Raw genomic sequence first — 23,075 nt, 5'->3', positions numbered from 1 at the left:
AACTAAATCAGGTATTTAGCCCTATATCATTCTGGTTTAAACCACCAGCTTTTTGAATTTGGCTCAAAATTATATAGATGTGTGAATCAAAAGTCAATAAGAAAGAATGATTGAGGCGCGTTATAGATACCACTTAGTTGTTAACAATCTTTGCAAAAAATTGAACCTCTGCGTTGCCAAATAGATCAGATTACGGTTCGTGTCATAAGGTGCATACCTAGAATGCAAGTCTGAAGCCATACTTTTAGCTGAGTTTGCCCCCGATGACATAAACCGTAACACTGTTTTCCCTATTTAAACAAAGCGATTGCTAGACTGCTTGCGTCGAATCCCAATGACGCAAGGACGCGGTGGTCCCTCAGAGTTGCCCTCAATGTTACTGGGCCAGTTACTGCCACGTGGTACACTGCGTTGCTGAGTGAACACAGAGGTTCCATCCAAGCTCAATATTTCAATTTCTCGGGTTAGGGTTTCCTGAGGGGTGAAGGGAACCTCTTCACCAGGATGCTGCACGGAAAGAATCAGTGTATTCCCAACGAAAGTAGGTCCGGTTAACTCGCAGCGTGGTGGTCCATAAGCAAAAGGTACAACTTCACCAGCCTCAGGACCACTGGTAGGAATGAAGAAGAGGAAGTTATTTCCAAAAACTCCAATCAGGTTAGAAGTCGTAGCATTGAAATTAGAATCATTGGTATCAGGAGGTGTGTTAGCACCCGCTACCCTATGGTCTATCTGTAATAATTCCGGGTCACCGCCTGTGGTGAAACCATTGTGAGCTTCAGTAGACATATCAGTGCAACCCCAAATATTACCCCGGCTATCAAATACCAAGTTATCTACATTGGCAAAGCCATCTCCGGGTTCTGCTCCCGCTTCTCCACCTTTAGCAAATCGTTCCCAACGGAAGGTTGTACCTGTACCATCGGAGCCATCTTCGATAATTTTGAAGAGTGAACCTGAAGGCTGTGCGGCGTTGATGTCGGAACTGTATTTGGAAACGATAAAGATTCGAGAATCGGGATATCCGTCTCCAGATGGGGCGCCGTCTGTGTAGGCGATAAAGACCTCATTAGAGTTTCTGGGGTTGATTTCCAAATCCTCAGGACGAGCAGTTGGTGTTCCTCCGGCTAGATTGGCAGCTAAAAAAGCATCAACCAGCACCGCACCTTGGCTGCTGTAGAAATCTGACAGCTTCTTACCCTGATAGGCACTCAGCGCTTCATCCTCACCGTAAGATGTAATAGCTCCAGTTGTTTGATTTGTCACTCGCTCTATTGTGACAGTGATTGACCCGCCTTCTGAAGTTTGTCCTAAAACACCACTGCGCCTTGGTAGACGGAGATTACCATTATTAGAAGCCCTACCCAATGCTGCAATTTCCACCGAGGCAAGAGTTGATGGTGGAATCGGATTGGTGGCGGTGTTTAATTCTAGGGGAATCCATTCACCCGTACCATCGGCATTATAACGGGCGACATACAAAGTGCCTTTTTCAAATAAGCGGCTGTTGTTTTTATCAGTAGGAGAAGAGACTGTACCAGAACTCACAAACTTCCAAGTGTGACCCCCGCGTCGGTCATCGCCCATGTAACCCACTAATGGTTTTCCGGCTTCCACGCGCAAAGCGATATTTTCATGGCGATAGCGACCTAAAGCAGTGTGTTTGCGTGCGCGGAAAGAAGGGTCATCTGGGTCAATTTCCACCATATAGCCGTATTTTTCGCCAACTAAGCCAAATGTAGCCCCCGTGGTCCCTTCGATGTAGGTCGTCTGGGTACCGTTGGCTTTCACAGATTCCTGAACTCCAACGAAAGAGCTTGTACTTGCTTGGAAGTTTTCTTCAGCAGACAAGACGGTTCCCCAAGGGCTTGTACCACCAGAACAGTTGAATCCAGTACCGATGATTTTGTTACCCAGTCCATCAGAACTGAGATTAAAGACTTCGGTAGCCGCAGGACCAGTGCCAATGAGATAATTCTGGTCTCCTTTCTGGTAGCTCTTGGAACCCCAGGAAGTGACGTTTTTATAACTATCATTGCGTTGGCTGTTGATAGCTAAACCAGAAAGCCCGTGGATGCGTCGGTTTTTGGAGTCACCGCTGACAACAGCAAAGCGTCCATTGCGGTCTTCGCGGGAAATCCGCACGATAGAACCGCCTATGTTATACATGAATTCACCCAAGAGTTCGATACTCGTTCTGTCTTCCGGCAAATCTTCTCCAATGACTAGGGGGTATGATGTGGGGAATCCTTCTAAACCGCTATCAGTTGTGAAACCTGGTACAGTCGTAGAAAATGGGTAGGAAATGTATTCGTGATTGTTCCAAAGGTAGCCGTCATTAGAGCTTTTGCCATTGATGGGAATAAAGCTTGTGAAGTCGCTGTTGTAGCCAAAGTATTCTTCTTGGTTGGGGAAGACGCGATCGCCCCAACGCACAATCACATACCGCTCATATTCCGGTGGTACCACAACGTCATCAACTACGGTATAGCTACTTAACTGTGCATTGGCAGAGGCTTCTTGTACTTGTCCCTGCTCAATTCCTGTTGCTAAATAGCTTTTTTCTTGTGTGTAAATCGGTAAAGGATGGGGCAAACGCAGTGGGGTAAATTTCAGCGGTGTAAACTTATCAGCTGCAATGACCGTGTTGCTGCCAAAAAGTTTTTCATCCAAAACCGGAGCTAGTACCGCTGCACCAGCACTCGCTCCAAAGAAAGCCAGTAACTGCCTACGTGTAAATTTAGACATTGAATTGCCTCTTAATAGAAATAGCTGGAATCATGAGCTTAAAATCCTTTTTTGCTATTTATTTCGTGTGAAATTTTCATTAGCAAACAGCAAGGATTTGTTAATCTTTGAGTGGCTTATTTTTTAGGGAATATTTATTCTATTGTGTATTTTTAAGACACAGATACATTAGCAAAATTTAGGATAGTTTAGCTCCCTTTAGTGCTGCAAATTAACTGATTCAATCTCTAAATATGTAGGTATAGCTTTTTGTTCCACATCATCCATGAGAGGTATCTTATTAATACTTCAAAAGTCCAATTTTGTCTAGTTTACGAGTTTTTAGCAAACAATTAATGTTCTGTTAACCTCAAGGTTATCCAACTTAGGATATAGGCAAATCAAAGACTATTTTTTCCGAAAAAATAACTGTAAATCCTCTTGAAAAAAGTAGCAATTAAAGCTTATAGTTAAAAAATAAAGAGCAACTAACGAAGTTGTTGGCGTTGATGGAAATGGAAAAGAAATTCGAGGTTGATAAACACAGCTTCGCGCTGATCCACCCGAACAAAAAGTAGCGACAACTGCCAGAATTTTTGTAAGATTGCAACAAACGAGGGCGAATCGCACTGTCTCCAACTCTACAAGAGCGATCACATAATGTTTCAGTGTGCCCGGAAATCAATTACCTGACGTTTAGGCTATCCGGTACATCCGCTACCCATCTGTTGCCACCAATTCCCACAGCGCATCAATTCCACTGCCCACATATTCTGAATCTTGATGTTGCGAAATCCATTCGCTGACAGCAGGAGCAACATCGCTGGAGTTTTTACCCAAGTTGCCCAAGGCAGATGCTGCATACCAATGCACCCAAGAATCCTCATCCGTGAGTCGCCCAAGCAGTGCATTCACCACCTCTGCTGATGTATTCCCCAACTTGCCCAAGGCAGATGCTGCATACCGACGCACCAAAGAATTCTCATCCGTGAGTCGCCCAAGCAGTGCATTCACCACCTCTGCTGATGTATTCCCCAACTTGCCCAAGGCAGATGCTGCATACCGACGCACCAAAGAATTCTCATCCGTGAGTCGCCCAAGCAGTGCATTCACCACCTCTGCTGATGCATTCCCCAACTTGCCCAAGGCAGATGCTGCATCCCGACGCACCAAAAAATCCTCATCCGTGAGTCGCCCAAGCAGTGCATTCACCACCTCTGCTGATGCATTCCCCAACTTGCCCAAGGCTAATGCTGCATCCCCACGCACCACAGAATCCTCATCCCTCAGTCGCCCAACTAGTGCATTCACCACCTCTGCTGATGCATTCCCCAAGTTGCCCAAGGCAAATGCTGCAAACCCACGCACCTCAGAATCCTCATCCCTCAGTCGTCCAAGCAGTGCATTCACCACCTCTGCTGATGCATTCCCCAACTTGCCCAAGGCAGATGCTGCATACCGACGCACCAAAGAATCATCATCCGTGAGTCGTCCAAGCAGCATTTTTGTAACTTCTTCTTTTTCCCCCAATGCTACACGATATTCTTGCAACTGCACTTCACTAATATGTTGCGCTGAATCTTTTAACAGTTGTAGTGCTTGCGCTTCAAACTGAGTTTTATTCAAACTGCAAAGGGTTTTAAAAACCTGCTTGCGGATTTTTTCGCCCACTTGCTTATTCTTGCTAATTTCCAAATTAATTAATTGCTGCAAAATTTGTTTTACTAGGTTTTTATCTTGCACTTCTAAATCTTCTGCTAAACAGCTAGCGGCAAAGAAAAAGTTACGGTGCAGCCATTGTTCGTATGGTGTCTCTTGCTCAAGAATATGCTTGAGGAATTTTGCACTTTTTTTCCGGTGTTGTTGAGTGATGAGTAACAGTAACACTTCGCGCCAGTGGGGGTTATGGAGATATTTTTCTATATGCTCCAACACCACTTCATCACCATCACCTTCCTGTCTATCCTTAATTTCCTGTGCTGCCAAATATTCCTGAAAAGTTTTATGAACAAAGGCGTAACAGTCTTGCCCTTGTTCATTTAATAAACCAGCACGTTCCTGAATATGTGCTATAAAACGTTCTGCTTCTGCTTTCGCCTGATGTGGCTTAATAGGTTTTTCTTCAGTAATAAATTCCTTTAATTGCTTAATGAGTTCCTCTTTATCAATCAGCGTACCACCCTCTTTATCACCTGTGCCGCCTTGAGTATGAATCCAGTAAGCTAGCTGTTGCATCAAGCGTTCAATATCATCGCGATGGAGATATTCACAAGGAAATTTATAATTGAGTTCCTTACCTGCATCCCAGTTCGTTAATAAAGTTTTCACCGCACGGTCATAAAGTTTGTGTCGCTGTCTGGGCAAATACGCTTCATAGCGATGAATCAAGGCAATAATAGTGAGTAGCAGCGGGTTGCGAGCTAATTCTTTGATGCGCTTTTGTTCTGCTAAAGCCTGACGTAAACTTTCTTGCCTACTTTGTGATTCTTGTGGATCTTCAAAGCGGCTTTCGTACCACTTTTTGATAAATATTTCAATTTTGTCATCGTCAAACGACTCCAGCATATAACGGGGAAACTCTTCTGTGCGGAAAAACACACTTCTATACCCTGCTGGACGAGATGTAATGATTGTTCTGTTTTGCGGATATTGACTCAAGAAAACTTCAATTTGATTAACTATTTCATACCGCTTTGCCTCGTTTGCAACCTCATCTAAACCATCAAGTAAAATTAACGCTCGTCCATCATCCAGCCAATATTCAAAAAAGCCTGTTGGTAGTTCTTTAACTTGTAAATTGCCGCTGGCGAATTGTCTAATATAATCTAAAATACTCAGATGCTCTGCACGTTTGGCTAAATCCCGAATTTTAATAATAATTGGCAGTAAATCTGTGTCTGCTGCTAGACCAAGAATTTCTGGTTGTTTCTGGGCAAGCATCACAGCAAAGTAACTCATCAAAGTCGTCTTACCAGAACCTGGAGCACCAAGAAGCACAAATTTTTGAGATGTGCTTTCAGTCAATAAATTTTGTGCTGAAAACTTTTTACCAGTGCTTTTTTCAAGTCGTCCTATTTGCCTTTGCTCTCGAATTAATTCTACTTGGTGATCGCTGATACCTGTAGATTCTATAGCCTCTAACAAAGCCAAATCTTTTTTATCTTCATAATTTCGCTCTCTGATGTCTTCTACCACATCAGGCATCACAAAAATTTGTGGCAACTGAGCAGATTTATCTACCTCTTGTCCTTCAACAGCAATGCCTGCAAATTTGACATCATCAAAGTAGTTTGCTATTTGTTTGAGGTAATCTTCTTTATCAATTTTAATTTTTAAATACGCGCTAGTCTTTTTAAAATAAGTATCAACAAATTTTTCCAGCCAATTTTCAATACTGTTTTCAGGAAATTTCAGTTTTTGATTTTCGGCTGATATTCGTTCTTTAAAAATCTGAATTAATAAATCTAAGTCAGGAGTGGTTTTATTATCCTGTAGTGGCTTTTGTAATTCTTGCAGAACAGTCGTATCTGTAAAAAATCTTGAGAAAACGTCTATTTGAGTCTTATCATCGCAATGATAAAACAACCGTTGTGCATGGGGTTGCTTTTCCTCCCATTCCTTAGCTGCGATAATACCTGCTTTTAAAGCTTTTTCTAAATCCGTAGGATTTAACGCACTGTTAATTTTAGAGTTAATGTTAGAAAACAGTGGTTTTAGTGCAGGAGATACAGCCGGAATGACTACCTTGATGATGGCAGTTGCGTCCAAAGGCATATTTTTGCCCCATTTTCAACGGGTTTAAAATATATTATCGCTGACTTGTAGGTAGTAGTAGTAAGGGTTTCCAGCTACTTTACAAACTATTAGTCAATCGTTAACTCTAACATAAACTTAGGGAGTCAGCACAGGCAGGTGCGTTACCATCCTATTAATGTAAATCACATTACAAAAGCTTATGGAACCACATTCTTTACCAACCGAGGTGATTCTAACGCATCCACGTCAGTCCCTTGGTAGCGTGAAACTTGATTGGACACCACAACCCGGAAATTACCTTGACCTTGAAGGTCAAACTTACGCAGTTTTAGAGCGCCGCCACCGCTATCAATTTAAGGCAGGGCGCTACCGTTTGCAAACAATTGCCTTATATGTACAGTCTGCTACAAGACCAAGTGAAAAAAGTCTTGTAGGAGGGCGCTGGGTCATAGGTGATGCCAATTGCCGCTACAATGCTCGTTCAGAAATGATTCGTTGCGTGGTTAACCCCGATGGACCATGTAAAACTTGCCGCCACTATGAACAATCATTGTAGAGACAATGCAATGCAACATCTCTACACGCCGTTAGTCATAGTCTCTCCTACTGCTAAACGCGAACCATTCACAAAATCCCATCCCGACTGGGGACGTTTGCCAGCCGGCTGAACTTCGCGCAACAGCAATAAACCCTCTCCAGTTTGGACAATTGCTCCTATCCCCTTGGCGATGCTGACAACTTCCCCTGGGCTGCCTGATAATGTTGACACATTAGGCAATTTATGATATATATCTATAATCTCTTCTGGTAGCTCATAACTGTAAGCATCACCAAGGGGCGCAGTGGCGATCATTTTCAGTGGTTGGTTGCGAAAAGTGGCGATACAGTCTGGATAAAAGCCTCTGATTTGATTGTGTAATTGCATGGCACTCTTCGACCAATCTAATTGATAATCCTCCTTCTTAATCAAAGGCGCATAAGTCGCTTGAGAATTCTCTTGAGGAATTGGCTCGATTTCGTGGCGTTCCAGCTTCAACAAAGTCTCCACCAATAAATCTGCACCCATCACCGCAAGTTTGTCTGCCAAATCATGGGCATTATCTAGTAACCCTATCGGTGTAGTTGCCACCAGAAGCATTGCACCAGTATCCATTCCCGCATCCATTAACATTGTCGTGATGCCTGTTTGAGTTTCGCCGTTATACAAACACCACTGGATAGGAGCAGCACCTCGGTACTTGGGTAAAATTGAGCCATGCACATTGATGCAACCTAATTTAGGCATATCTAAAATCTCTTGAGATAGAATTTGCCCGTAGGCAACGACGACAAAGACATCTGCGTCTAATTCTTTGAGCTTTGTTAAAGTTTCAGTGTCTTTTTTCACCCGTTGAGGTTGCCATACAGGTATGTTAGCAGAGGTGGCGACGGCTTTTACTGCTGAAGGTGTCAGTTGATTTCCACGTCCCCGGCGTTTATCAGGCTGGGTCAAAACTGCTAAGACATCAAACTCTGGATGATTCAGTAGTTTTTCCAAGGTAGGTACAGCAAAACCAGGAGTACCAAAGAATACAATTTTCATAAGAGTCAAGAGCTATTGGACTATTGACTCTTGACTATAGATCAATGGCAATTTCAATGCAGTGGTTACGTTTTTGGTTTTCTGGTAGCAAATCACTTCTCCTGAGTACAGCTTTGCATTAATTCGTGGCGTTTTAATTTGTAGTCAGTGCTTTAGCACTCTTCGTGCTGACTACGAACGATATGCATCATCTTCATTTCGTTACTAACTTTTGCAATCCTGTACTAAGGCATCACTTAACCTGATAAAAAATCAGAATCATTTTGATTCTGATTTGTAATAAATAGCGCACGCGATCGCGCAACGCACACTCTCTTATGATGAAGACCTACGCTGCAACAGCTTCTTCATAAGGGACAAACGTTTTCTTCGTAGCGCCACAAATCGGGCAGTACCAATCCTCAGGAATTGCCTCAAACGCTGTTCCAGCAACAATTCCAGAATCAGGATCGCCCTCTACGGGGTCATAAATCATCGAACACTGGCGACAAATCCATTTCTGGGTTGCAGGATCGCCACTCGCTGCTTTCGCTGTTGGAGCCACACCATCAAGAGATTGAAGTGCTTCTGTATACTGATTGGCATGATGATGTTCGATTGGTGTCAGCAATCCAAAGTTGTGTGCTGCTTTGCGGAATATCTGGGCGTGTTCGCGGGACTCCACCTGTTGTGCTTCAAACTCTACGACAGCCTTTTTGTCTCGATCTGCACGCGCTGCATCTGCAAACCCTGGGTACATGGTAGTGTATTCATAGGTTTCTCCCTCAACTGCTAACTCTAAACAACGAGCAGCAATTGCTTTCTTTTGCTCATCAGTTAACGCAGCCACATTATCCACAACCAACTCTGGATGCATTAACCGGAAGTGAGCAAAAGCGTGTTCAGTCTCTTGATTTGCCGTTTCCCGAAACAGCTTAGACAGTTCACTCATCCCTAACTGGCGAGTCACTTCCGCAAAGAACAAATACTTACGATTTGCCATTGATTCCCCAGCAAAGGCTTCAGATAGGTTCTTTGCGGTGTTGGAGTTTGATAAATCCATTGTTTCTCCTCTCAATGATTCACTCATAGACTACTGTGACAACAGCAGTTCCTAAAAACGTACTCGTAATGAGTACGCCTTATTTATAGTGTACTCATTACGAGTATGAATTGACAAACTTTTTAGAAAATTTTTATGGAGGTTGGTTTAAAAACCTATTTGGTTAGTCTCTTAGAGTAAGGAACGTGCAGCATCGATTCGGCGCTTGATCATGGAGCCGTCTCTAGTGCAAATATGAGCTGTTGCCTAAATGTATAAGCTAATTACAGGATTGCAAAGGTTGGTAACCAAATGAAGATGATGCATATCGTTCCTAGCTAGCACCAAGAGTGCTAAAGCACTGACTACAAATTAAAACACCACGAATTACAGCGGTTTTCATCCGCGTGAACCACACCTGTAAAACCGCAATCCATGTAGAGACGTTACATGTAACGTCTCTACATGTAGTCTATTCAAACAAAAATTGCTGTAATGCAAAGCTGTACTTAGAAACATAATTATCAATATCTTGATATAAAGATTATTATGTTACAAACTGTAATTGCCAAGCTTTTTATATAGAAATAAACTCAGCCAAAATAGAAGTAACACCCTTTCAGGGCTGTCGTGAGTACGGAGCCGACGTGAACCAGTCCATTAAATACCACAAAATTCTCAACCTTTATCGAGCACAAGCAATAGTTGAAGTTGCCCTTGATGCTGCCCTCTCTGCACTTGGACTTAGCACCGCACAATGGGGTACACTGCGGATTTTGCGTGAACACCCCGGTGCCTCAGGTGCGGACATCGCTCGCATCGCCTACGTGACCCCACAAGCGGTGGCTACAATGCTGCAACGTTTGGAGCAAGCAGGACTTATTACCCGTCGTCCCCCTTCACGGGGTCGAGCAGTGGAAACTCATCTTACCCCGCGTGGCGAAGCTCTCCTAAGCGAAGGCGATCGCATCGCCGATGAGATTGAAGCACGGCTGTTCTCGAGCTTCAGTGTAGAGGAGCAAGAAATCTTTAACGAGTACCTGCTGCGCTGCATTAGTACTTTAGACTCCAAAATCATTAACAATTCGCACTTAAGTTAGTCGTTCTCAACTCATCATCAATGAGTCATTGACTTATAAAAATCGTGCATCTGCTGCAATTCCATGTTCTGTGTATAAATTTCTTCAAGTAAATGACATAAATCAAAACCTTGCTCCGCCGTTAGCCACAATGTGTTGTCCAGTAATCCAACGTGACTCCTCACTGACAAGGAAGGCAACAACATCGGCAATGTCCTCAGCTCGTCCAATACGACCAAAAGGAGAACCAGCGGCAGCGGCTTTTTGCTCCTCCATCGGTCTTTTGTCAAACATTCCTGGCGTTGTTGGACCTGGAACAACGCTGTTGACTGTAATGCCGCGTTCCCCTAACTCTAGGGCAAGCACTTCGGTAAAAGCGTTGACTGCGGCTTTGCTGGCAACGTAAACAGCTAGACCGGCCTGGGGATAAAAGCTCGTACTAGATGAGACGTTGACGATGCGTCCACCCTTATTCATGCGCCGTGCTGCTTCTTGTAAAGTAAACAGAACACCTCGGACATTGACTGCAAAAACTTGATCAAACTGGTCTTCGGTCACTTCAGCAACAGGGGCAGCATTAGCAATGCCAGCATTGTTGACCAGGATATCTAATTGACCGAACTTATCAATAGTTTCTTCAAACAAGCGGCGGATATCGGCAATTTGGCTTATATCAGCTTGTACAGCTAGAGCCTGTCCACCAGAGGCTTCAATGGAAGAAACAAGGTTGTTTGCTTCTTCAGCGCTACGCCCATAATTGATAACGACTGTTGCGCCATCTTTGGCGAGTCGTTCGGCAATTGCCCGTCCAATTCCGCGAGAAGCGCCTGTGATAATTGCAACTTTTCCGCTCAGAGATGCCATAACGTGATCTACCTTTATGTTGCAAAAACTTTTTGAGGATAAAAGATCCGGCGTTGCACCCCCCAATTACGAGGGATATTGAAATAGTGGGTAGATATTGCCTGCTATTTTAGGATACTTAGGTATTGCTCAATCTGCTAAAGAACTCACGAAAACTGACAGGTTTAATCTGTGAGTAACGCTCATTTGCAATGTGCTCCAGCTTGGCTTTGCCTGACTGCATAATCCACAGATATTGTCGCCCCAGATATTCAAAAGGAGATTGAGCGGTAGCTTTAGCATTTTCAATTGAAGCTTTCAAATCTGCCACACTACCCAGTCGCTGTTGGGTTAACTCTCTACCTGTCACCTCTTCATAAGCAGCTAGCATTTGCTTAAATGTCGTGACTTCAGCAGCAAATTCAAGTGTGACATTCGCAAGACTTTCATCAGCAACCACTTCAGCAGTGTACTTTGCGACATCAGGATATGAAGTGAAGTCACATAATTCATCACCCTCACCCCAGTAACTAAATGTTCCCGCTTCGAGATTAAAAGTAGCAATAAATGGCGTTAACATGACTTCCATAAACCCGCCATTATTAATAGACACATAAGGAACCGAACTTTGGCGCAATACTTCAAAGAACCGTTTTCGCATATCCGTATTGAAGTTATCGCCGTAGTCGAGTTTGTGGTAATCACCTGTAAAGTCCGAGGGGACAAACCGTTTTACACCTGCTTGTTCTGCAGCTTCCAGTAAATTGGTCTGTCCTGCAATATATGAATTTGGGTCATTCCCGATTGCTGAGATAACAGCTTCCACACCCGCAACTGCCGCAGGCAAACTTGCAAGATTCATGATATCGCCTTCAACAAAGGTTGCTCCCTTATCTTTGAGGGCATCAAGTTTTTTCTTTTTACTTTCGTCGTTAGCGCCCTCAGCCCGGACTAGCGCCCGTAATTCCATCGCACCTTTATCCAAAATTGCATGGGCAATTTCGTATCCCAGCATTCCAGTTACCCCAACCAATAACACTACAGGTTTAGTAGCCATATTGTTCTCCTTTAAATTTTCTATTTGGCGTTTGTGTCGCAGACGGATAAAAACCAACGCGCTTGGGCCAGTAAACCCTCTTAAAACTGCTGTAATATACAGCGCTGGATGTCAGGCGATTTGCCAACAGAATCAGTACTGCACTTCGACTCTGTAAAGAGCAGGGTTTTGCTCGAATGGCACCTGTTTGACTATTTCTTCTTGAAGCGCAAGCTTGGAGAATGCTGCTTTCCAGGCTTCCTGGCTTTGCCAATGCGCTACATTAACAAACTGAAACCGTGCATCTGAATCTAGACTACGGTGAAGTTTTGCGTCGATGAAGCCTGGCTCGTTTTTGATGAATTCAAGAGCCTCGGTCCACATCTTGACAAAATCCTCTTCACCACCTTTAGGCACAGAAAATGTGTTGATGAGTACCACTTATGATGTCATGTGTGCTTCTCCTGACTGACTAAAGTTATGCCAGTCCGCTAAGTATCCGAGACTAGACCTTACATGACCTCAGTGCTTGCTGTCTTGCCTAATATTGCTAAAAATATTCCAATTTTGCAAAATTCTGTCGGGTTTTCTACACAAACGACAATTTGGCAATTATTCATCAAATATTGTATATTTTACTTAGCTGGCTAAATATTAGTTGAATGTATGTCAGAAAAACCCATGCAAGAAACCATGTGTTGTTTGATATTGCAAGTCTGTAAGGCGCACCGCAATCAAGCTGCTATGGTTTTGGCTGAACTAGGATTGCATACTGGGCAAGAGACTTTGCTCATGCATCTGTGGGAAAAAGATGGGTTAATTCAATGTGAACTTGCTTTATTGATGCAAGTGGAAGCCCCAACTCTAACAAAGATGATACACCGGATGGAAAAAGCTGGGTTATTGGAGCGACGCAAAGATGAAGAGGATGCGCGAATTTGCCGGATTTACTTGACTGATGAGGGGCGATCGCTCCAAGAACCAGTCACCTGTGTTTGGAATCTTCTAGAAAAACGGATATTAGCTAACCTGACACTGGAAGAGCAATTACTATTTCGTCGGTTGCTTTTGCAGGTTCGTGACAATCTAACTTGAAGCTAGTTTTTTAGCCATTTATTTAGCCAGCTAACAATCTCTGGGAACGACAACACACTCTATTCATCCAAAATCTAAAAATCCTAAATCGGAGAAGCCTGTATGGATTTGTTGACGTTGGATAGTTTACCATTAGAGTTACGGAATGCAATTGTACACCGTGACTTAGCAGCAGGAGAAAGCCTCTTCCAGCAGGGGGACTTAGCATCATCTTTTTTTGTTTTAGAAACGGGAAGAGTTAAAGTTGTTCGCTACACGAGTGGCGACAAAGAGGTCATTTTACAGATTGCTGGCGCTGGGGATGGTGTGGCTGAAATTGCCTTGTTTTCAGAAATTTATCCTTGCAGTGCAGTAGCAGAAGTGAATTCGCGGGTCATTGTCTATCCCAAGGAATTTCTTTTGTCAGCAATTCGTAACAATCCAGACCTAGCAGAAGATTTTATGGCAATGCTGGTGCGGAAAATCCAGGATTTGAAAATACGCATAGAGTTGCGAGATATTCGAGCAGCGCACGAGCGACTACTACGATATCTACGCTATCAAGCACAGTTTGGAGAGCACACCGTTGTAAACTTTGACCGCCCCCTCAAAAATATTGCTGCCGATTTGGGTTTTACGCCTGAAACCCTCTCCCGGGCATTGATGAGGCTAGAGCGTGATGGGATGATTACGCGAACACGTCTTTCGATCACGCTTGTGAATTCACCAGCGGCTTGATTTAAATCAATGAAATTTTTCTACCCAATTCATTACCATAGCAAATTGGTTTGATATTGGATAAAGTCTGCAAATCTAGAAAAATTAAAGAATTAACTAGACAGGGCTTGCTTCTATTCTTTCAAGATTACCTAAAGATGAGCAACTGCCACCAATTAAATCAGGAAAAGCCTTTGCTCGTTGACTTCAAACAGCAAGGAGCTTCTCTTGGACTCTTTCCTAACCCACCCTTGCTAACGAGTCTGCACGCAGGATGGAGCGGTATTCATTTTGAGCATCATCATCAGCCTGCTCATGATACCTCAGAGCATTGCCTGACAATGCATACTATCAGTATTGCCTTAGACCTCGCTCCCACAGAAAGATGGTTTGACGGACATAGAGAAAGCGAATACCAGACAAAAGGAACCACAGCGATTATTCCGGCTGGGACACTCCACCGTTGCTTGTGGCAACAAGAGGTTAAATTCATGTTTGTTGCGATTGACCCCAAGCTTTTGGTACATTTGGGCGTGGAAGTCGCTGCCCCTGAGGATATTGAACTCATTCCTCACTTTGCCACATTGCAAGATCCGCTCATTCTGGGTATTATGTCGTCCCTTAAAGATGAACTAGAGTCAATGAATCAAGGGGATAATTTGTATGTTGAGCAGTTGAAAACAACACTAGTTATTCATCTGTTAAAAAAATATTGTGTTAGAAAACCTCAAATATCAACCTATACTGATGGGCTATCTAAGTCTAAGTTAAGACAAATACTTGAGTATATCCAGATTCATCTTGACTCGGAAATAAAATTGACCACGTTAGCAGAGATGGTGGGAATAAGCCAGTACTACTTCTGCCAACTCTTCAAGCAATCAATGGGTATAAGCCCTTATCAGTACGTACTTCAATTGCGGGTAGAACGAGCAAAGCAGTTGCTAAAGCTCCCAAAAATGACGATTTGTGATGTCGCCTTAGCGTGTGGTTTTGCTAATCAAAGCCACTTCACCAAGCACTTCCGCAAACTTACGGGGACGACACCTAAAGCATATTGGAAACAGTGAGGAGCCAACTGTGCCGTGCTTTACATCGTTAACTTGCTAAAGCGCCATCTTGAGCCAACTAAATACTTGCTCTACTGTTAAATTCAGGTCAACTCCGCCCAACACTACCAAATTGTCTTGCCTGTAACACAATTCTGGTTGCTGCTTAGGCTGAAAGACTAGAATTGAAGAATCATCTGGATCAATCAACCATCCTAGTTGGCAGCCATACTTTAGACAATGCAGGATGTTCCCAGTAACACGGTTAGAACTCTGATCTGGGGAAAGGATCTCAATCGTCCAGTCTGGAGCAACAAGTACACTATCTACAGGTTCACCATTTTCATCAAACTCAATGTTTTCCCACCGGAGAACTGCAATATCAGGAACAGTTGAACGACCTCCAAATGTACAACGTAGTTCTGGGAAAGCATAGGCAATTCGATTTTCCTCAGTCACTTCATTAACTACGCTGATTAACTTACCTTGAAGTCGAGCATGGCGAGCCTTAGGCATTGGCTTTTGAAAAATTTCACCATCAATGTACTCACTAGCAGGTTTTGTTTCTGGTAATTTCAGAAACTCTTTCAGTACTATCGATGAGGATTTTGCAACAGTCATGATTTTTGTCGCTATCAACTGCCTGTCTCTAGTGTATCAAGGGGGTAACTTGCTCCTGACATCAACCGATAACCCTGCTGTACCGTCCCAACCAATAACCCTGCGGTCTAACGGCTAAATTGAGCGGTGGCAGATCACCTTTGGCTCTCACAAATAACCTCGATACGGTCGGCTCCAACGAAGTGTTAGGTGGCTAACCGCGCCCCAACAACTTGTCATACTCCGCATGCGACCCAATCCAAAACCATGCGATGTCATTGTTCTCCTCCACTGCAAGGGCGCGATAATGCAAACCTACTCGTACTGACCAAAATTGTCCCGCCTTCTTGAAATACAGGGATGGATGCCGGGGATCTTGTTTCAGTAACTCATAGCATCGGTCTGCCAATTCCTGAATCTCGTTGGGCAACTGCCGATAGCAGTACCAAAAATCTGGGGTTGCTCGGTGTCTCACAGGTCAGTGCAACGCCCTTCTCTCAAATCTTGCAATGCTTTTTCAGCCAACGCATCAAGCCGACCCGCAACAACATCAGCTTCAAATTGTTGATCCCACACTGCTGCATCAAACTCCGCAAACCAAGCCCGAAATGCAGCAAGTTCTTCGGGTGAAAGCTGGCTGACAGCACGTTCTATCTCTTGCAAAGTGTTCATGCTCAAGGATATTGGACTCACATACCACTGATCTAACTATAGCGGTTCTCATTCGGGTGGAATACAGCCTATGTAGGCGCTTCCCGACCGGGAAGCCTCCACAGATAGATTTTTTATGCACCATTACATGGAAGATGGGCGTCTCACTGATAACAATTTGTTACTTCCAGCTACTCAGAAGTCATAGCTGACAATACCAGACCACTGCACTTTTTTCTGCATTTCCCGGCGGTAAGAAAAGAAATGCTCTGGAGTTTGATAAGTACAATAAGGAGCGATCGCCACCTGTTCCGGACTAATCCCCAATTGTTCCATCTGTAAGGCATTCACCCGCCGCACATCCAGCCGTACCCGTCCTGGTTCTGGATCTGGAAGTAAGGGTGAATTTGGTAGCTCGTGCAATGCAGCTACAATGAGTTTTTCGTCATTATGTGGTATAATAGTGTTCCCAACTTCCGCCGCGACTTGCTCTGAGACTTGGTAAACTTCACCAGCGATCGCTGGTCCCATGGCAATTCGCAAATCTTCCAGTTTGCTACCTTGTGCTTGCATTCTCGTGATGGCTTGCGGTACTATTTTGAGCGCAGTCCCACGCCAACCCGCATGCACCGCTGCCACCTGTGCCGTTTTCTCATCAGCAATGAGTACCGGTGTGCAGTCAGCAGTAGCTACCCATACAGCTTGTAAAGGCTGGTGAGTGACTAACCCATCTCCTGATACTAGGGCAGAATCACCTTCGCGATCGACCTCGTCCCCACCTGCTGTTAACTTAGTTACAATTTCTTGTGGAGTGAGGACGGTATTGCCATGTACCTGTTTTAAGCGATAAACTGATGCCTCTGGATGCAACACCTTTGTGAGTTCAAAAGGAGTACTAGGCGAAAACTGCTGAGTAAAAAAGCCGTGATGCCAGGGTTCGAGTAAACTACAGGTTAAATAGGGTAGTCCTTCCCAAGTGCGCCAGTGCCAAGAGTGCATCTTTAACCAAACCTAAAAACAAAAATAAATTGCAGCCAATTCATCCTAACTAAACTAGCAAATTTAGGTAAACTGTTGTGGGATTGGATCGGCAAAAGTTGGAAGCTGCCCTTCAAGCAGGGCGCAAAAGTCCTTATTTACCATTTTCACTACATCTTTTTGACACCGTTTCTTCAACGAACCAAATACTCTGGGATTTACTAACCCAAGGGGCTGAACCTGGATGTGTGGTCATTGCTACTCAGCAGACCGCAGGACGAGGACAATGGGGTCGTCAGTGGATGTCCCAAAATGGTGGATTATATCTTTCAATGGCGCTCACTCCTGAGCTATGCGCTACAAACAGCTACCAACTCACACTGGCTACTGCTTGGGGAATTGCCAAACAACTGCAAAGCTGTGGTGTTCCTGTTGAAATTAAATGGCCCAATGATTTAGTTTTAATCAGACGCAAGCTATGTGGGATCTTGACAGAAACCAAAGTTCAGCAGGGAAAAATTACCCAAGCAGTGATTGGTGTGGGTATGAATTGGGCAAACCCAGTCCCGGAAACCGGAATAAATCTGGAAATGTGGCAAGCTTTGCAGCACACCAAACCAATTCCATGCCTGGAAATGCTCATCTCTAGAGTTTTAATCGGAATAGAATCTGGTATACAGTGCCTGTTCCAAGAAGGAGTAAATATATTAATATCCCGCTATTTAGAGTTGCTGACGAACATGGGCGATAGAGTGTACGTCAACAACACCGCAGGCACTATTGTAGGCGTGACACAGACTGGGGAGCTTCGAGTTAGCATGGAAACCTCAGAAGTTAAATCAGTAAAAACACCAGAAATTTACTTGCAGCCCGGGACAATCAGCTTGGGTTACTGTAATTCATCTGATTAATCAAAAAATTGAGACTGGTAATTGAGCTTGGTTAATGCTAAGTAGTTAGGAGTTAGTGGGTAGTGGGTAGTCGTAAACAACTATCAACTACCCACTATCAACTACCCAATATCAACTACCCACTATCAATCCCCCATCCAAAATCTAAAATTGGCCGAGAAATTACTGACTTAATTTCTTTAAGCTAAATCAACACAACACCAGAGAAACAATGACGCAACGCAATAACTCTGCCGAGAACCGTTTGCATCAGTTGTGGCAGCAATGTCTATCGACAAGACGCTTCGCGTCTACGCTGCCAGCACAGAGCCTCTGTTGGCTTGGTAGCATCAGTCTGTTAAGCAATGGTGGCTTGGTGTTTGCTCAAACCGAATCAGCAATAGATAACATCGTTCCTACTGTTGAAAGCTCACAACCTGCATCATCTGCAAATACAGTCAAAAAATATTCGGTTGAACAGAACAAAAGCACTCCCGTACCCGAATCGGCTCAATCGCGACCAGAATTTTCTCAACGCCGGGCTAGACTCAGACAGAGACTATCTAAGTTAAAACCGTCCAGTCCTACGGTCGTTATCAGAAATTCAAGACCTCAGGCACAAGATTCCCGTCCTCAGGTCGCTATTAGAAAGTCAAGACCTCAGACAGAAGTTTCTGCACCTACCGAAAGTGTGAGAAAGTTGAGACCAAGGTCACAAGCTGCGCGAAGCGCCTCAGAAACCATTAGAGAGGGGAAACCCCAACAAGAGGTTTCTCAAAAGAGCTACCCCTCTGCTCCCTCTGTTCAATCTACTGGCAAAGATTACAACAATGCTTACATCGACCCCTCTGACTATCAGGTAGGCGCTACTAGCAAGTATGAAGCACCGAATTCTGTGGTCATCACACAACGGTCTAGTGCTTGTAAAACAGTTGTGGGGCAAGGAATTCCTAGCAGTATTTGCGCCAAAGTTCCATTTCAAAATCAGCGTTTAGCAGAGTCTGGTACGAGAAAAGCGCCGAGTTGGATTAGAAAAAGTAAACTTACTACATTAGCAACTGCCCCGCAAGTTAGGCGTATTGCCTCAGGTGTGCATCCCACTCCTAGGGTTGCTTCTGGTGTTGTGACGAGCACTCTCAGGCGTCACACTTCTCAAATGGCTTCTAGTGGTGTGACTAATGGTGTAACTAAGAGTACATATCGCTCCAATCGATTTATCCCCAACAATTTCAACCCCACCACAACAGTAAGTTCTGTGCCCATTGCGCCAGGAGGTGGAGCTTTACCAGCGCCGATGACTGCTGAAAATGTTGCTCCTCGCCCCAGCAATATCACTTATGATATCCCATTGGCAGCAGTGTTGCCGCAAATAAACTCCGGTGGTGTCTATGGTAGACTCGCCAGTGGTACGGGATTGATGTATCCCCTTTCTATCCCCTCTCCCATTACCTCTTTGTTTGGTTGGCGAGTTCATCCCATTACAGGCGATCGCCGTTTCCACGCTGGTACAGACATAGGCGCGGCAATGGGAACACCTGTTTTGGCAGCCTACTCTGGTCAAGTAGAGAGTGCTAACTGGATGGGCGGCTATGGCTTGGCGGTTATACTTAACCATAGCAACGCGCAACAAACTCTTTACGGTCATATGTCAGAACTCTTTGTTCAGCCAGGTCAGTGGGTGGAAAAGGGAACCGTTATCGGGCGAGTTGGTAGCACTGGTAACTCCACTGGTCCCCACCTGCACTTTGAGGTACGCCACCTCACACCCCAAGGGTGGGTTGCTACTGACCCAGGCGCTCAATTAGAGTACGGACTCAACCAATTAATTCAATCCTTACAGACAGCTCAGGCTCCTCAGCAACCTGGTAGCTAGAAGAGTAGGGGGAGTGAAGGGAGTGGCGGGAGAAAAACAGATAAATTTGTCTTCCTCTACATCCCCCACTTTTTCTTCAAAGATACCCGTGTTCAACTAAAAACGCAGGTGATATATCACTTGGGATTGTGTCTGTAGATTGTTTCAGGTCTTGCTTGCCAAATAAAAGGAATTTTTCCACATATTTGCCGAGAATATCCCCCTCTAAATTCACCCAACCGCCTGAACTCAAGGATTGGAGATTCGTTTCGGCATAGGTGAGGGGAATCACCGATACCTTAAACTGTGAGAGTTCTGGCTCATAGTCGGCTACTGTGAGGCTGATGCCATTTATAGCAATGCTACCTTTGGGGACAATGTAGTGGGCGATCGCTTTTGGGGCTGTAAACGTCATTTCCCAGGAAGTTGCTGTAGCTTGTGCTGACATGAGTTGACCTATACCATCTACATGCCCCATGACGAAATGACCGCCTACTTTACTCCCCACCCGGAGCGATGCTTCTAAGTTAACGTATCTCTGTTGTGTTTGCTCTTGCCCTAAGGTGGTGCGGCGCAAGGTTTCTGGTGAAGCCGTAGCGATAAATCCGTCTTTTAAAACTTTTTCTACCGTTAGGCAGATGCCATCCACAGCAATGCTATCGCCCATCGCCAAATCTTGCATAATTACATTAGATGACTGAGTCACACAAGTAATTTGCCAAAAATCCCCCTCTAAGGGTTTTATCATTCCTAATGCTTGGATTATTCCTGTAAACACGGCTTTTTTGCAAAACTAACTCTATTTATTGTCTATTTTTGCCTGAAAGTAGCTAGTAATTCTCACAAACATTCAGAGGGATTAAGTATAATTTCAGACAGTAAATTATGTCGAAACATCAAAACATTTACATCTATTAGTAGGCATACTTGGGAAAGTAGATTATCGTCGGATTAGGCTTGTTTGACTTACTCTGGTGTTCACTTCCATTTAGGAGTTTAATAGAAGCAATTATAGAGAATGAAGAGTTATGTTTATCCTTGCCCCAACATGGCTTAAACAAAGGTACGATTTGTTACATATTACCCTAGCTCTTAAAGGATTTTAGAGGCTTAGCCAATGATTGAAATGGTAGTCGCTGGCATAGCATTAGATGCCATAACCCGTAGCCCGATTGTACTCTTAAAGGATGCTTCAGACCGTCGAGCATTGCCCATTTATATAGGTCAGGAACAGGCTAGAGCGATTATGGGCGCACTGGAGAATCAAAAGCCTCCTAGACCCTTAACTCATGACCTGATGGTGAATATTCTAGAAGCATGGAACATGGCTCTAGAAAAGATTATCATTCATTCGTTGCAAAAGGATACATTTTATGCAGTTTTGATTATTAAGCAAGGCGAAGTCAAAAAAGAAATTGACGCGCGTCCCAGCGATGCGATCGCCATTGCCCTCCGTACAAATACCCCTATCTGGGTCATGGAAGAAGTCATTGCCGATGCTTCTATCCCCGTAGACCGGGATGCTGATGAAGCCGAACAGCAAGCCTTCCGAGAATTTATCTCCAATCTCCGTCCTGAAGATTTAATTAAGCGCTTTGGCAGTAGCGAAAGCTAGGAAATGATGAATGATGAGTTGTGAGTTGTGAGGAAATTTCTAAAACTCAAAACTCAAATCTCAAAATTCAAAATGTGAAGATGCAATACCGACGCTTTGGGAAAACGAATTTGCGCTTGTCTGTATTTTCCTTAGGGACAATGCGCTGTAACGCTTCACCAGAAAATGCATGGCAGACCATTCACAAAGCAATAGCCTTAGGGATTAATCATGTAGAAACTGCCAGAGGATACGGTAAGAGTGAGGAATACCTTGGTGAGGCGCTGATCGTTGGCTTACCAGTTAAGCGTTCTCAAGTGTACATCACCACCAAAATTCCACCCACAGCGGATGCTGACACGATGCGTCGGTATATTGATGAATCTCTAGAACGACTCAAGTTGGATTATCTCGATTGCCTGGGAATTCACGGCTTAAACACATGGGAACATCTTGACTGGGTCAAAGCCAAGAGTGGCTGTATGCAGGCGGTGCAAGAAGCTGTTGCTGATGGTAGAGTGCGACACGTTGGTTTTTCTACCCATGCACCTGTGGAGATCATTTTAGCCGCAATAAATACAGATTTTTTTGATTTTGTCAATCTGCATTATTACTATTTTTTCCAACGCAACGCCGCAGCAATTCAGCGAGCTTTTGAAAAAGATATGGGCGTATTTATTATTTCTCCCGCTGATAAAGGAGGACGCCTGTATACCCCACCCCAAACCTTAAAGGATTTATGTCATCCTTTTTCACCCTTGGAGCTAAATTATCGATTTTTACTAACTGACCCCCGAATTACCACCCTCAGCGTCGGACCAGCACACCCAAATGAATTGATAGAACCTTTGCGAGTTGCGGACTGTGACACAGAGTTGACCCCAGAGGAAATGAAAGTCTTTCAAGGTCTAGAAAATCACCAAAGGGCTACTTTGGGAACAGACAAATGCAGCCAGTGCTATGCATGCTTACCGTGTCCTGAAAATATCAATATTCCAGAAGTGTTGCGGTTACGTAATCTTGCCGTAGCATATGACATGACCGAGTTTGGGCAATACCGTTACAGAATGTTTGAAAATGCTGGTCATTGGTTTGCTGGAATGAAAGCCAACCGTTGTACAGAATGCGGCGAGTGTCTTCCTCGGTGTCCAGAAAATTTGGAGATTCCTACTTTGTTACACGATGCTCACCAGAGATTAAACGGGCGAGAAGGTAGGAGATTGTGGGGGTAAGGACGCGGTATTAAGAAATTATTTTTCATATTTCAAGTACATAGAACTTACGCATCGTACATTTGTAATACTAGAAATCTGGGTATTTCAGCCATTGCTCACAATTAGGCACCCGATACAGCAATATGTGAGCTTTCTTAAGATTGTGCAACAGCGCCTGAAATGACCAAATTTCTTGATGCACATTATGGTTAATAAGTAGAGTGCTTAAATTCTATGTATCAATAAATGTTTAGTAGAAATAAACCTTTATAGTTGTCCCTATTTTGTTACTTTAGCAGGAGTAAAATATAAAACACCGACGGTTTAGCAAAGATAATCTGTGCTAAACGTAAGGCAGTTCTCTACTACTAAATTAGTAAAAGTTTGAGTCCTGACCCATTAGGGGAAGATA

General features: G+C 44.0%; 21 protein-coding genes. 9 read left to right on the top strand and 12 right to left on the bottom strand.

Annotated features, from left to right (window positions below; translation table 11 throughout):
* Positions 1–294: 294 nt before the first annotated feature.
* Entirely contained in the window at positions 295–2,748 is a 2,454-nt protein-coding gene (locus MAS10914_RS0109325) for a PhoX family protein (protein WP_017315662.1), read from the bottom strand.
* Between the two features lie 696 nt (positions 2,749–3,444).
* Positions 3,445–6,501, bottom strand: a complete 3,057-nt coding sequence (locus MAS10914_RS0109320) for an NACHT domain-containing protein (protein ID WP_017315661.1) — start codon at positions 6,499–6,501, stop codon at positions 3,445–3,447.
* Positions 6,502–6,682: 181 nt separating this feature from the next.
* On the opposite strand from MAS10914_RS0109320, the gene MAS10914_RS0109315 reads away from it, so the two are divergent.
* Positions 6,683–7,039, top strand: a complete 357-nt coding sequence (locus MAS10914_RS0109315) for a DUF6464 family protein (RefSeq protein ID WP_017315660.1) — start codon at positions 6,683–6,685, stop codon at positions 7,037–7,039.
* A gap of 21 nt (positions 7,040–7,060) precedes the next feature.
* Here MAS10914_RS0109315 and fmt read toward each other — a convergent pair whose 3' ends face one another.
* Together fmt and MAS10914_RS0109305 are read right to left on the bottom strand one after the other, a co-directional pair.
* Positions 7,061–8,065: a methionyl-tRNA formyltransferase gene (fmt, locus tag MAS10914_RS0109310; protein ID WP_017315659.1), complete on the bottom strand. Its 1,005-nt coding sequence runs from the start codon at positions 8,063–8,065 to the stop codon at positions 7,061–7,063.
* Positions 8,066–8,393: 328 nt separating this feature from the next.
* Entirely contained in the window at positions 8,394–9,107 is a 714-nt protein-coding gene (locus tag MAS10914_RS0109305; RefSeq protein WP_017315658.1) for a rubrerythrin family protein, read from the bottom strand.
* A gap of 626 nt (positions 9,108–9,733) precedes the next feature.
* Here MAS10914_RS0109305 and MAS10914_RS29870 point away from each other — a divergent pair.
* Complete coding sequence (locus MAS10914_RS29870; protein ID WP_017315657.1) at positions 9,734–10,186, top strand: MarR family winged helix-turn-helix transcriptional regulator; 453 nt, start codon at positions 9,734–9,736, stop codon at positions 10,184–10,186.
* Positions 10,187–10,288: 102 nt separating this feature from the next.
* On the opposite strand, the gene MAS10914_RS0109295 is transcribed toward MAS10914_RS29870, so the two are convergent.
* The 3 genes from MAS10914_RS0109295 to MAS10914_RS0109285 all read right to left on the bottom strand — a co-directional run bounded on the left by MAS10914_RS0109295 (position 10,289) and on the right by MAS10914_RS0109285 (position 12,485).
* Positions 10,289–11,029, bottom strand: coding sequence for a glucose 1-dehydrogenase (locus MAS10914_RS0109295; RefSeq protein WP_017315656.1), 741 nt, complete (start codon positions 11,027–11,029; stop codon positions 10,289–10,291).
* 118 nt (positions 11,030–11,147) lie between these two features.
* Positions 11,148–12,065: an NmrA family NAD(P)-binding protein gene (locus MAS10914_RS0109290; protein ID WP_017315655.1), complete on the bottom strand. Its 918-nt coding sequence runs from the start codon at positions 12,063–12,065 to the stop codon at positions 11,148–11,150.
* Between the two features lie 132 nt (positions 12,066–12,197).
* Positions 12,198–12,485, bottom strand: coding sequence for an antibiotic biosynthesis monooxygenase family protein (locus tag MAS10914_RS0109285; protein ID WP_017315654.1), 288 nt, complete (start codon positions 12,483–12,485; stop codon positions 12,198–12,200).
* 225 nt (positions 12,486–12,710) lie between these two features.
* Here MAS10914_RS0109285 and MAS10914_RS0109275 point away from each other — a divergent pair, with 225 nt between their 5' ends.
* The 3 genes from MAS10914_RS0109275 to MAS10914_RS0109265 all read left to right on the top strand — a co-directional run bounded on the left by MAS10914_RS0109275 (position 12,711) and on the right by MAS10914_RS0109265 (position 14,905).
* Positions 12,711–13,139: a MarR family winged helix-turn-helix transcriptional regulator gene (locus tag MAS10914_RS0109275; RefSeq protein ID WP_017315652.1), complete on the top strand. Its 429-nt coding sequence runs from the start codon at positions 12,711–12,713 to the stop codon at positions 13,137–13,139.
* A gap of 102 nt (positions 13,140–13,241) precedes the next feature.
* Entirely contained in the window at positions 13,242–13,856 is a 615-nt protein-coding gene (locus MAS10914_RS0109270; protein ID WP_017315651.1) for a Crp/Fnr family transcriptional regulator, read from the top strand.
* 137 nt (positions 13,857–13,993) lie between these two features.
* A complete protein-coding gene (locus MAS10914_RS0109265) occupies positions 13,994–14,905 on the top strand; it encodes a helix-turn-helix transcriptional regulator (protein ID WP_026082442.1) in 912 nt (303 codons plus the stop codon).
* Between the two features lie 36 nt (positions 14,906–14,941).
* Here the strand turns inward: MAS10914_RS0109265 and MAS10914_RS0109260 are convergent, their stop codons facing one another.
* The 4 genes from MAS10914_RS0109260 to pgeF all read right to left on the bottom strand — a co-directional run bounded on the left by MAS10914_RS0109260 (position 14,942) and on the right by pgeF (position 17,134).
* Positions 14,942–15,505: a Uma2 family endonuclease gene (locus tag MAS10914_RS0109260; RefSeq protein ID WP_017315649.1), complete on the bottom strand. Its 564-nt coding sequence runs from the start codon at positions 15,503–15,505 to the stop codon at positions 14,942–14,944.
* A 193-nt stretch (positions 15,506–15,698) separates the two neighbouring features.
* Positions 15,699–15,959, bottom strand: a complete 261-nt coding sequence (locus MAS10914_RS0109255) for a ParE family toxin-like protein (protein ID WP_017315648.1) — start codon at positions 15,957–15,959, stop codon at positions 15,699–15,701.
* The gene (locus tag MAS10914_RS0109250; RefSeq protein ID WP_017315647.1) at positions 15,956–16,156 is read right to left on the bottom strand and encodes a hypothetical protein; all 201 of its coding nucleotides are present in this window, start codon (positions 16,154–16,156) and stop codon (positions 15,956–15,958) included. Before MAS10914_RS0109250 ends, MAS10914_RS0109255 begins: the two co-directional genes overlap by 4 nt.
* 174 nt (positions 16,157–16,330) lie before the next feature.
* On the bottom strand, positions 16,331–17,134 hold the full coding sequence (gene pgeF / locus MAS10914_RS0109245; RefSeq protein WP_017315646.1) for a peptidoglycan editing factor PgeF: 804 nt from the start codon (positions 17,132–17,134) through the stop codon (positions 16,331–16,333).
* A 77-nt stretch (positions 17,135–17,211) separates the two neighbouring features.
* On the opposite strand from pgeF, the gene MAS10914_RS0109240 reads away from it, so the two are divergent.
* Positions 17,212–18,024 carry a biotin--[acetyl-CoA-carboxylase] ligase gene (locus MAS10914_RS0109240; RefSeq protein ID WP_017315645.1) on the top strand — a complete coding sequence of 271 codons (813 nt, stop codon included), beginning with the start codon at positions 17,212–17,214 and terminating at the stop codon, positions 18,022–18,024.
* Between the two features lie 211 nt (positions 18,025–18,235).
* The gene (locus MAS10914_RS0109235; RefSeq protein ID WP_017315644.1) at positions 18,236–19,876 is read left to right on the top strand and encodes a M23 family metallopeptidase; all 1,641 of its coding nucleotides are present in this window, start codon (positions 18,236–18,238) and stop codon (positions 19,874–19,876) included.
* Between the two features lie 76 nt (positions 19,877–19,952).
* On the opposite strand, the gene MAS10914_RS0109230 is transcribed toward MAS10914_RS0109235, so the two are convergent.
* Entirely contained in the window at positions 19,953–20,633 is a 681-nt protein-coding gene (locus MAS10914_RS0109230) for a riboflavin synthase (RefSeq protein ID WP_026082441.1), read from the bottom strand.
* A gap of 339 nt (positions 20,634–20,972) precedes the next feature.
* Here MAS10914_RS0109230 and MAS10914_RS0109225 point away from each other — a divergent pair, with 339 nt between their 5' ends.
* On the top strand, positions 20,973–21,470 hold the full coding sequence (locus MAS10914_RS0109225; RefSeq protein WP_017315642.1) for a bifunctional nuclease family protein: 498 nt from the start codon (positions 20,973–20,975) through the stop codon (positions 21,468–21,470).
* 80 nt (positions 21,471–21,550) lie between these two features.
* Positions 21,551–22,681: an aldo/keto reductase gene (locus MAS10914_RS0109220; protein WP_026082440.1), complete on the top strand. Its 1,131-nt coding sequence runs from the start codon at positions 21,551–21,553 to the stop codon at positions 22,679–22,681.
* Positions 22,682–23,075: the final 394 nt, after the last annotated feature.

Origin of the sequence: Mastigocladopsis repens PCC 10914, assembly GCF_000315565.1 — a bacterium.
GTDB lineage: Bacteria > Cyanobacteriota > Cyanobacteriia > Cyanobacteriales > Nostocaceae > Mastigocladopsis > Mastigocladopsis repens.
Note: the sequence above shows the minus strand (reverse complement) of the source record. Positions and strands in the feature narration are given on the sequence as shown.

Excerpts from the sequence above, each read along its gene's own strand:
- MAS10914_RS0109325 (WP_017315662.1), bottom strand. The coding sequence starts at position 2,748 with ATGTCTAAATTTACACGTAGGCAGTTACTGGCTTTCTTTGGAGCGAGT.
- MAS10914_RS0109320 (WP_017315661.1), bottom strand. The coding sequence starts at position 6,501 with ATGCCTTTGGACGCAACTGCCATCATCAAGGTAGTCATTCCGGCTGTA.
- MAS10914_RS0109315 (WP_017315660.1), top strand. The coding sequence starts at position 6,683 with ATGGAACCACATTCTTTACCAACCGAGGTGATTCTAACGCATCCACGT.
- fmt (WP_017315659.1), bottom strand. The coding sequence starts at position 8,065 with ATGAAAATTGTATTCTTTGGTACTCCTGGTTTTGCTGTACCTACCTTG.
- MAS10914_RS0109305 (WP_017315658.1), bottom strand. The coding sequence starts at position 9,107 with ATGGATTTATCAAACTCCAACACCGCAAAGAACCTATCTGAAGCCTTT.
- MAS10914_RS0109295 (WP_017315656.1), bottom strand. The coding sequence starts at position 11,029 with ATGGCATCTCTGAGCGGAAAAGTTGCAATTATCACAGGCGCTTCTCGC.
- MAS10914_RS0109290 (WP_017315655.1), bottom strand. The coding sequence starts at position 12,065 with ATGGCTACTAAACCTGTAGTGTTATTGGTTGGGGTAACTGGAATGCTG.
- MAS10914_RS0109275 (WP_017315652.1), top strand. The coding sequence starts at position 12,711 with ATGTCAGAAAAACCCATGCAAGAAACCATGTGTTGTTTGATATTGCAA.
- MAS10914_RS0109270 (WP_017315651.1), top strand. The coding sequence starts at position 13,242 with ATGGATTTGTTGACGTTGGATAGTTTACCATTAGAGTTACGGAATGCA.
- MAS10914_RS0109265 (WP_026082442.1), top strand. The coding sequence starts at position 13,994 with ATGAGCAACTGCCACCAATTAAATCAGGAAAAGCCTTTGCTCGTTGAC.
- MAS10914_RS0109260 (WP_017315649.1), bottom strand. The coding sequence starts at position 15,505 with ATGACTGTTGCAAAATCCTCATCGATAGTACTGAAAGAGTTTCTGAAA.
- MAS10914_RS0109250 (WP_017315647.1), bottom strand. The coding sequence starts at position 16,156 with ATGAACACTTTGCAAGAGATAGAACGTGCTGTCAGCCAGCTTTCACCC.
- pgeF (WP_017315646.1), bottom strand. The coding sequence starts at position 17,134 with ATGCACTCTTGGCACTGGCGCACTTGGGAAGGACTACCCTATTTAACC.
- MAS10914_RS0109235 (WP_017315644.1), top strand. The coding sequence starts at position 18,236 with ATGACGCAACGCAATAACTCTGCCGAGAACCGTTTGCATCAGTTGTGG.
- MAS10914_RS0109225 (WP_017315642.1), top strand. The coding sequence starts at position 20,973 with ATGATTGAAATGGTAGTCGCTGGCATAGCATTAGATGCCATAACCCGT.
- MAS10914_RS0109220 (WP_026082440.1), top strand. The coding sequence starts at position 21,551 with ATGCAATACCGACGCTTTGGGAAAACGAATTTGCGCTTGTCTGTATTT.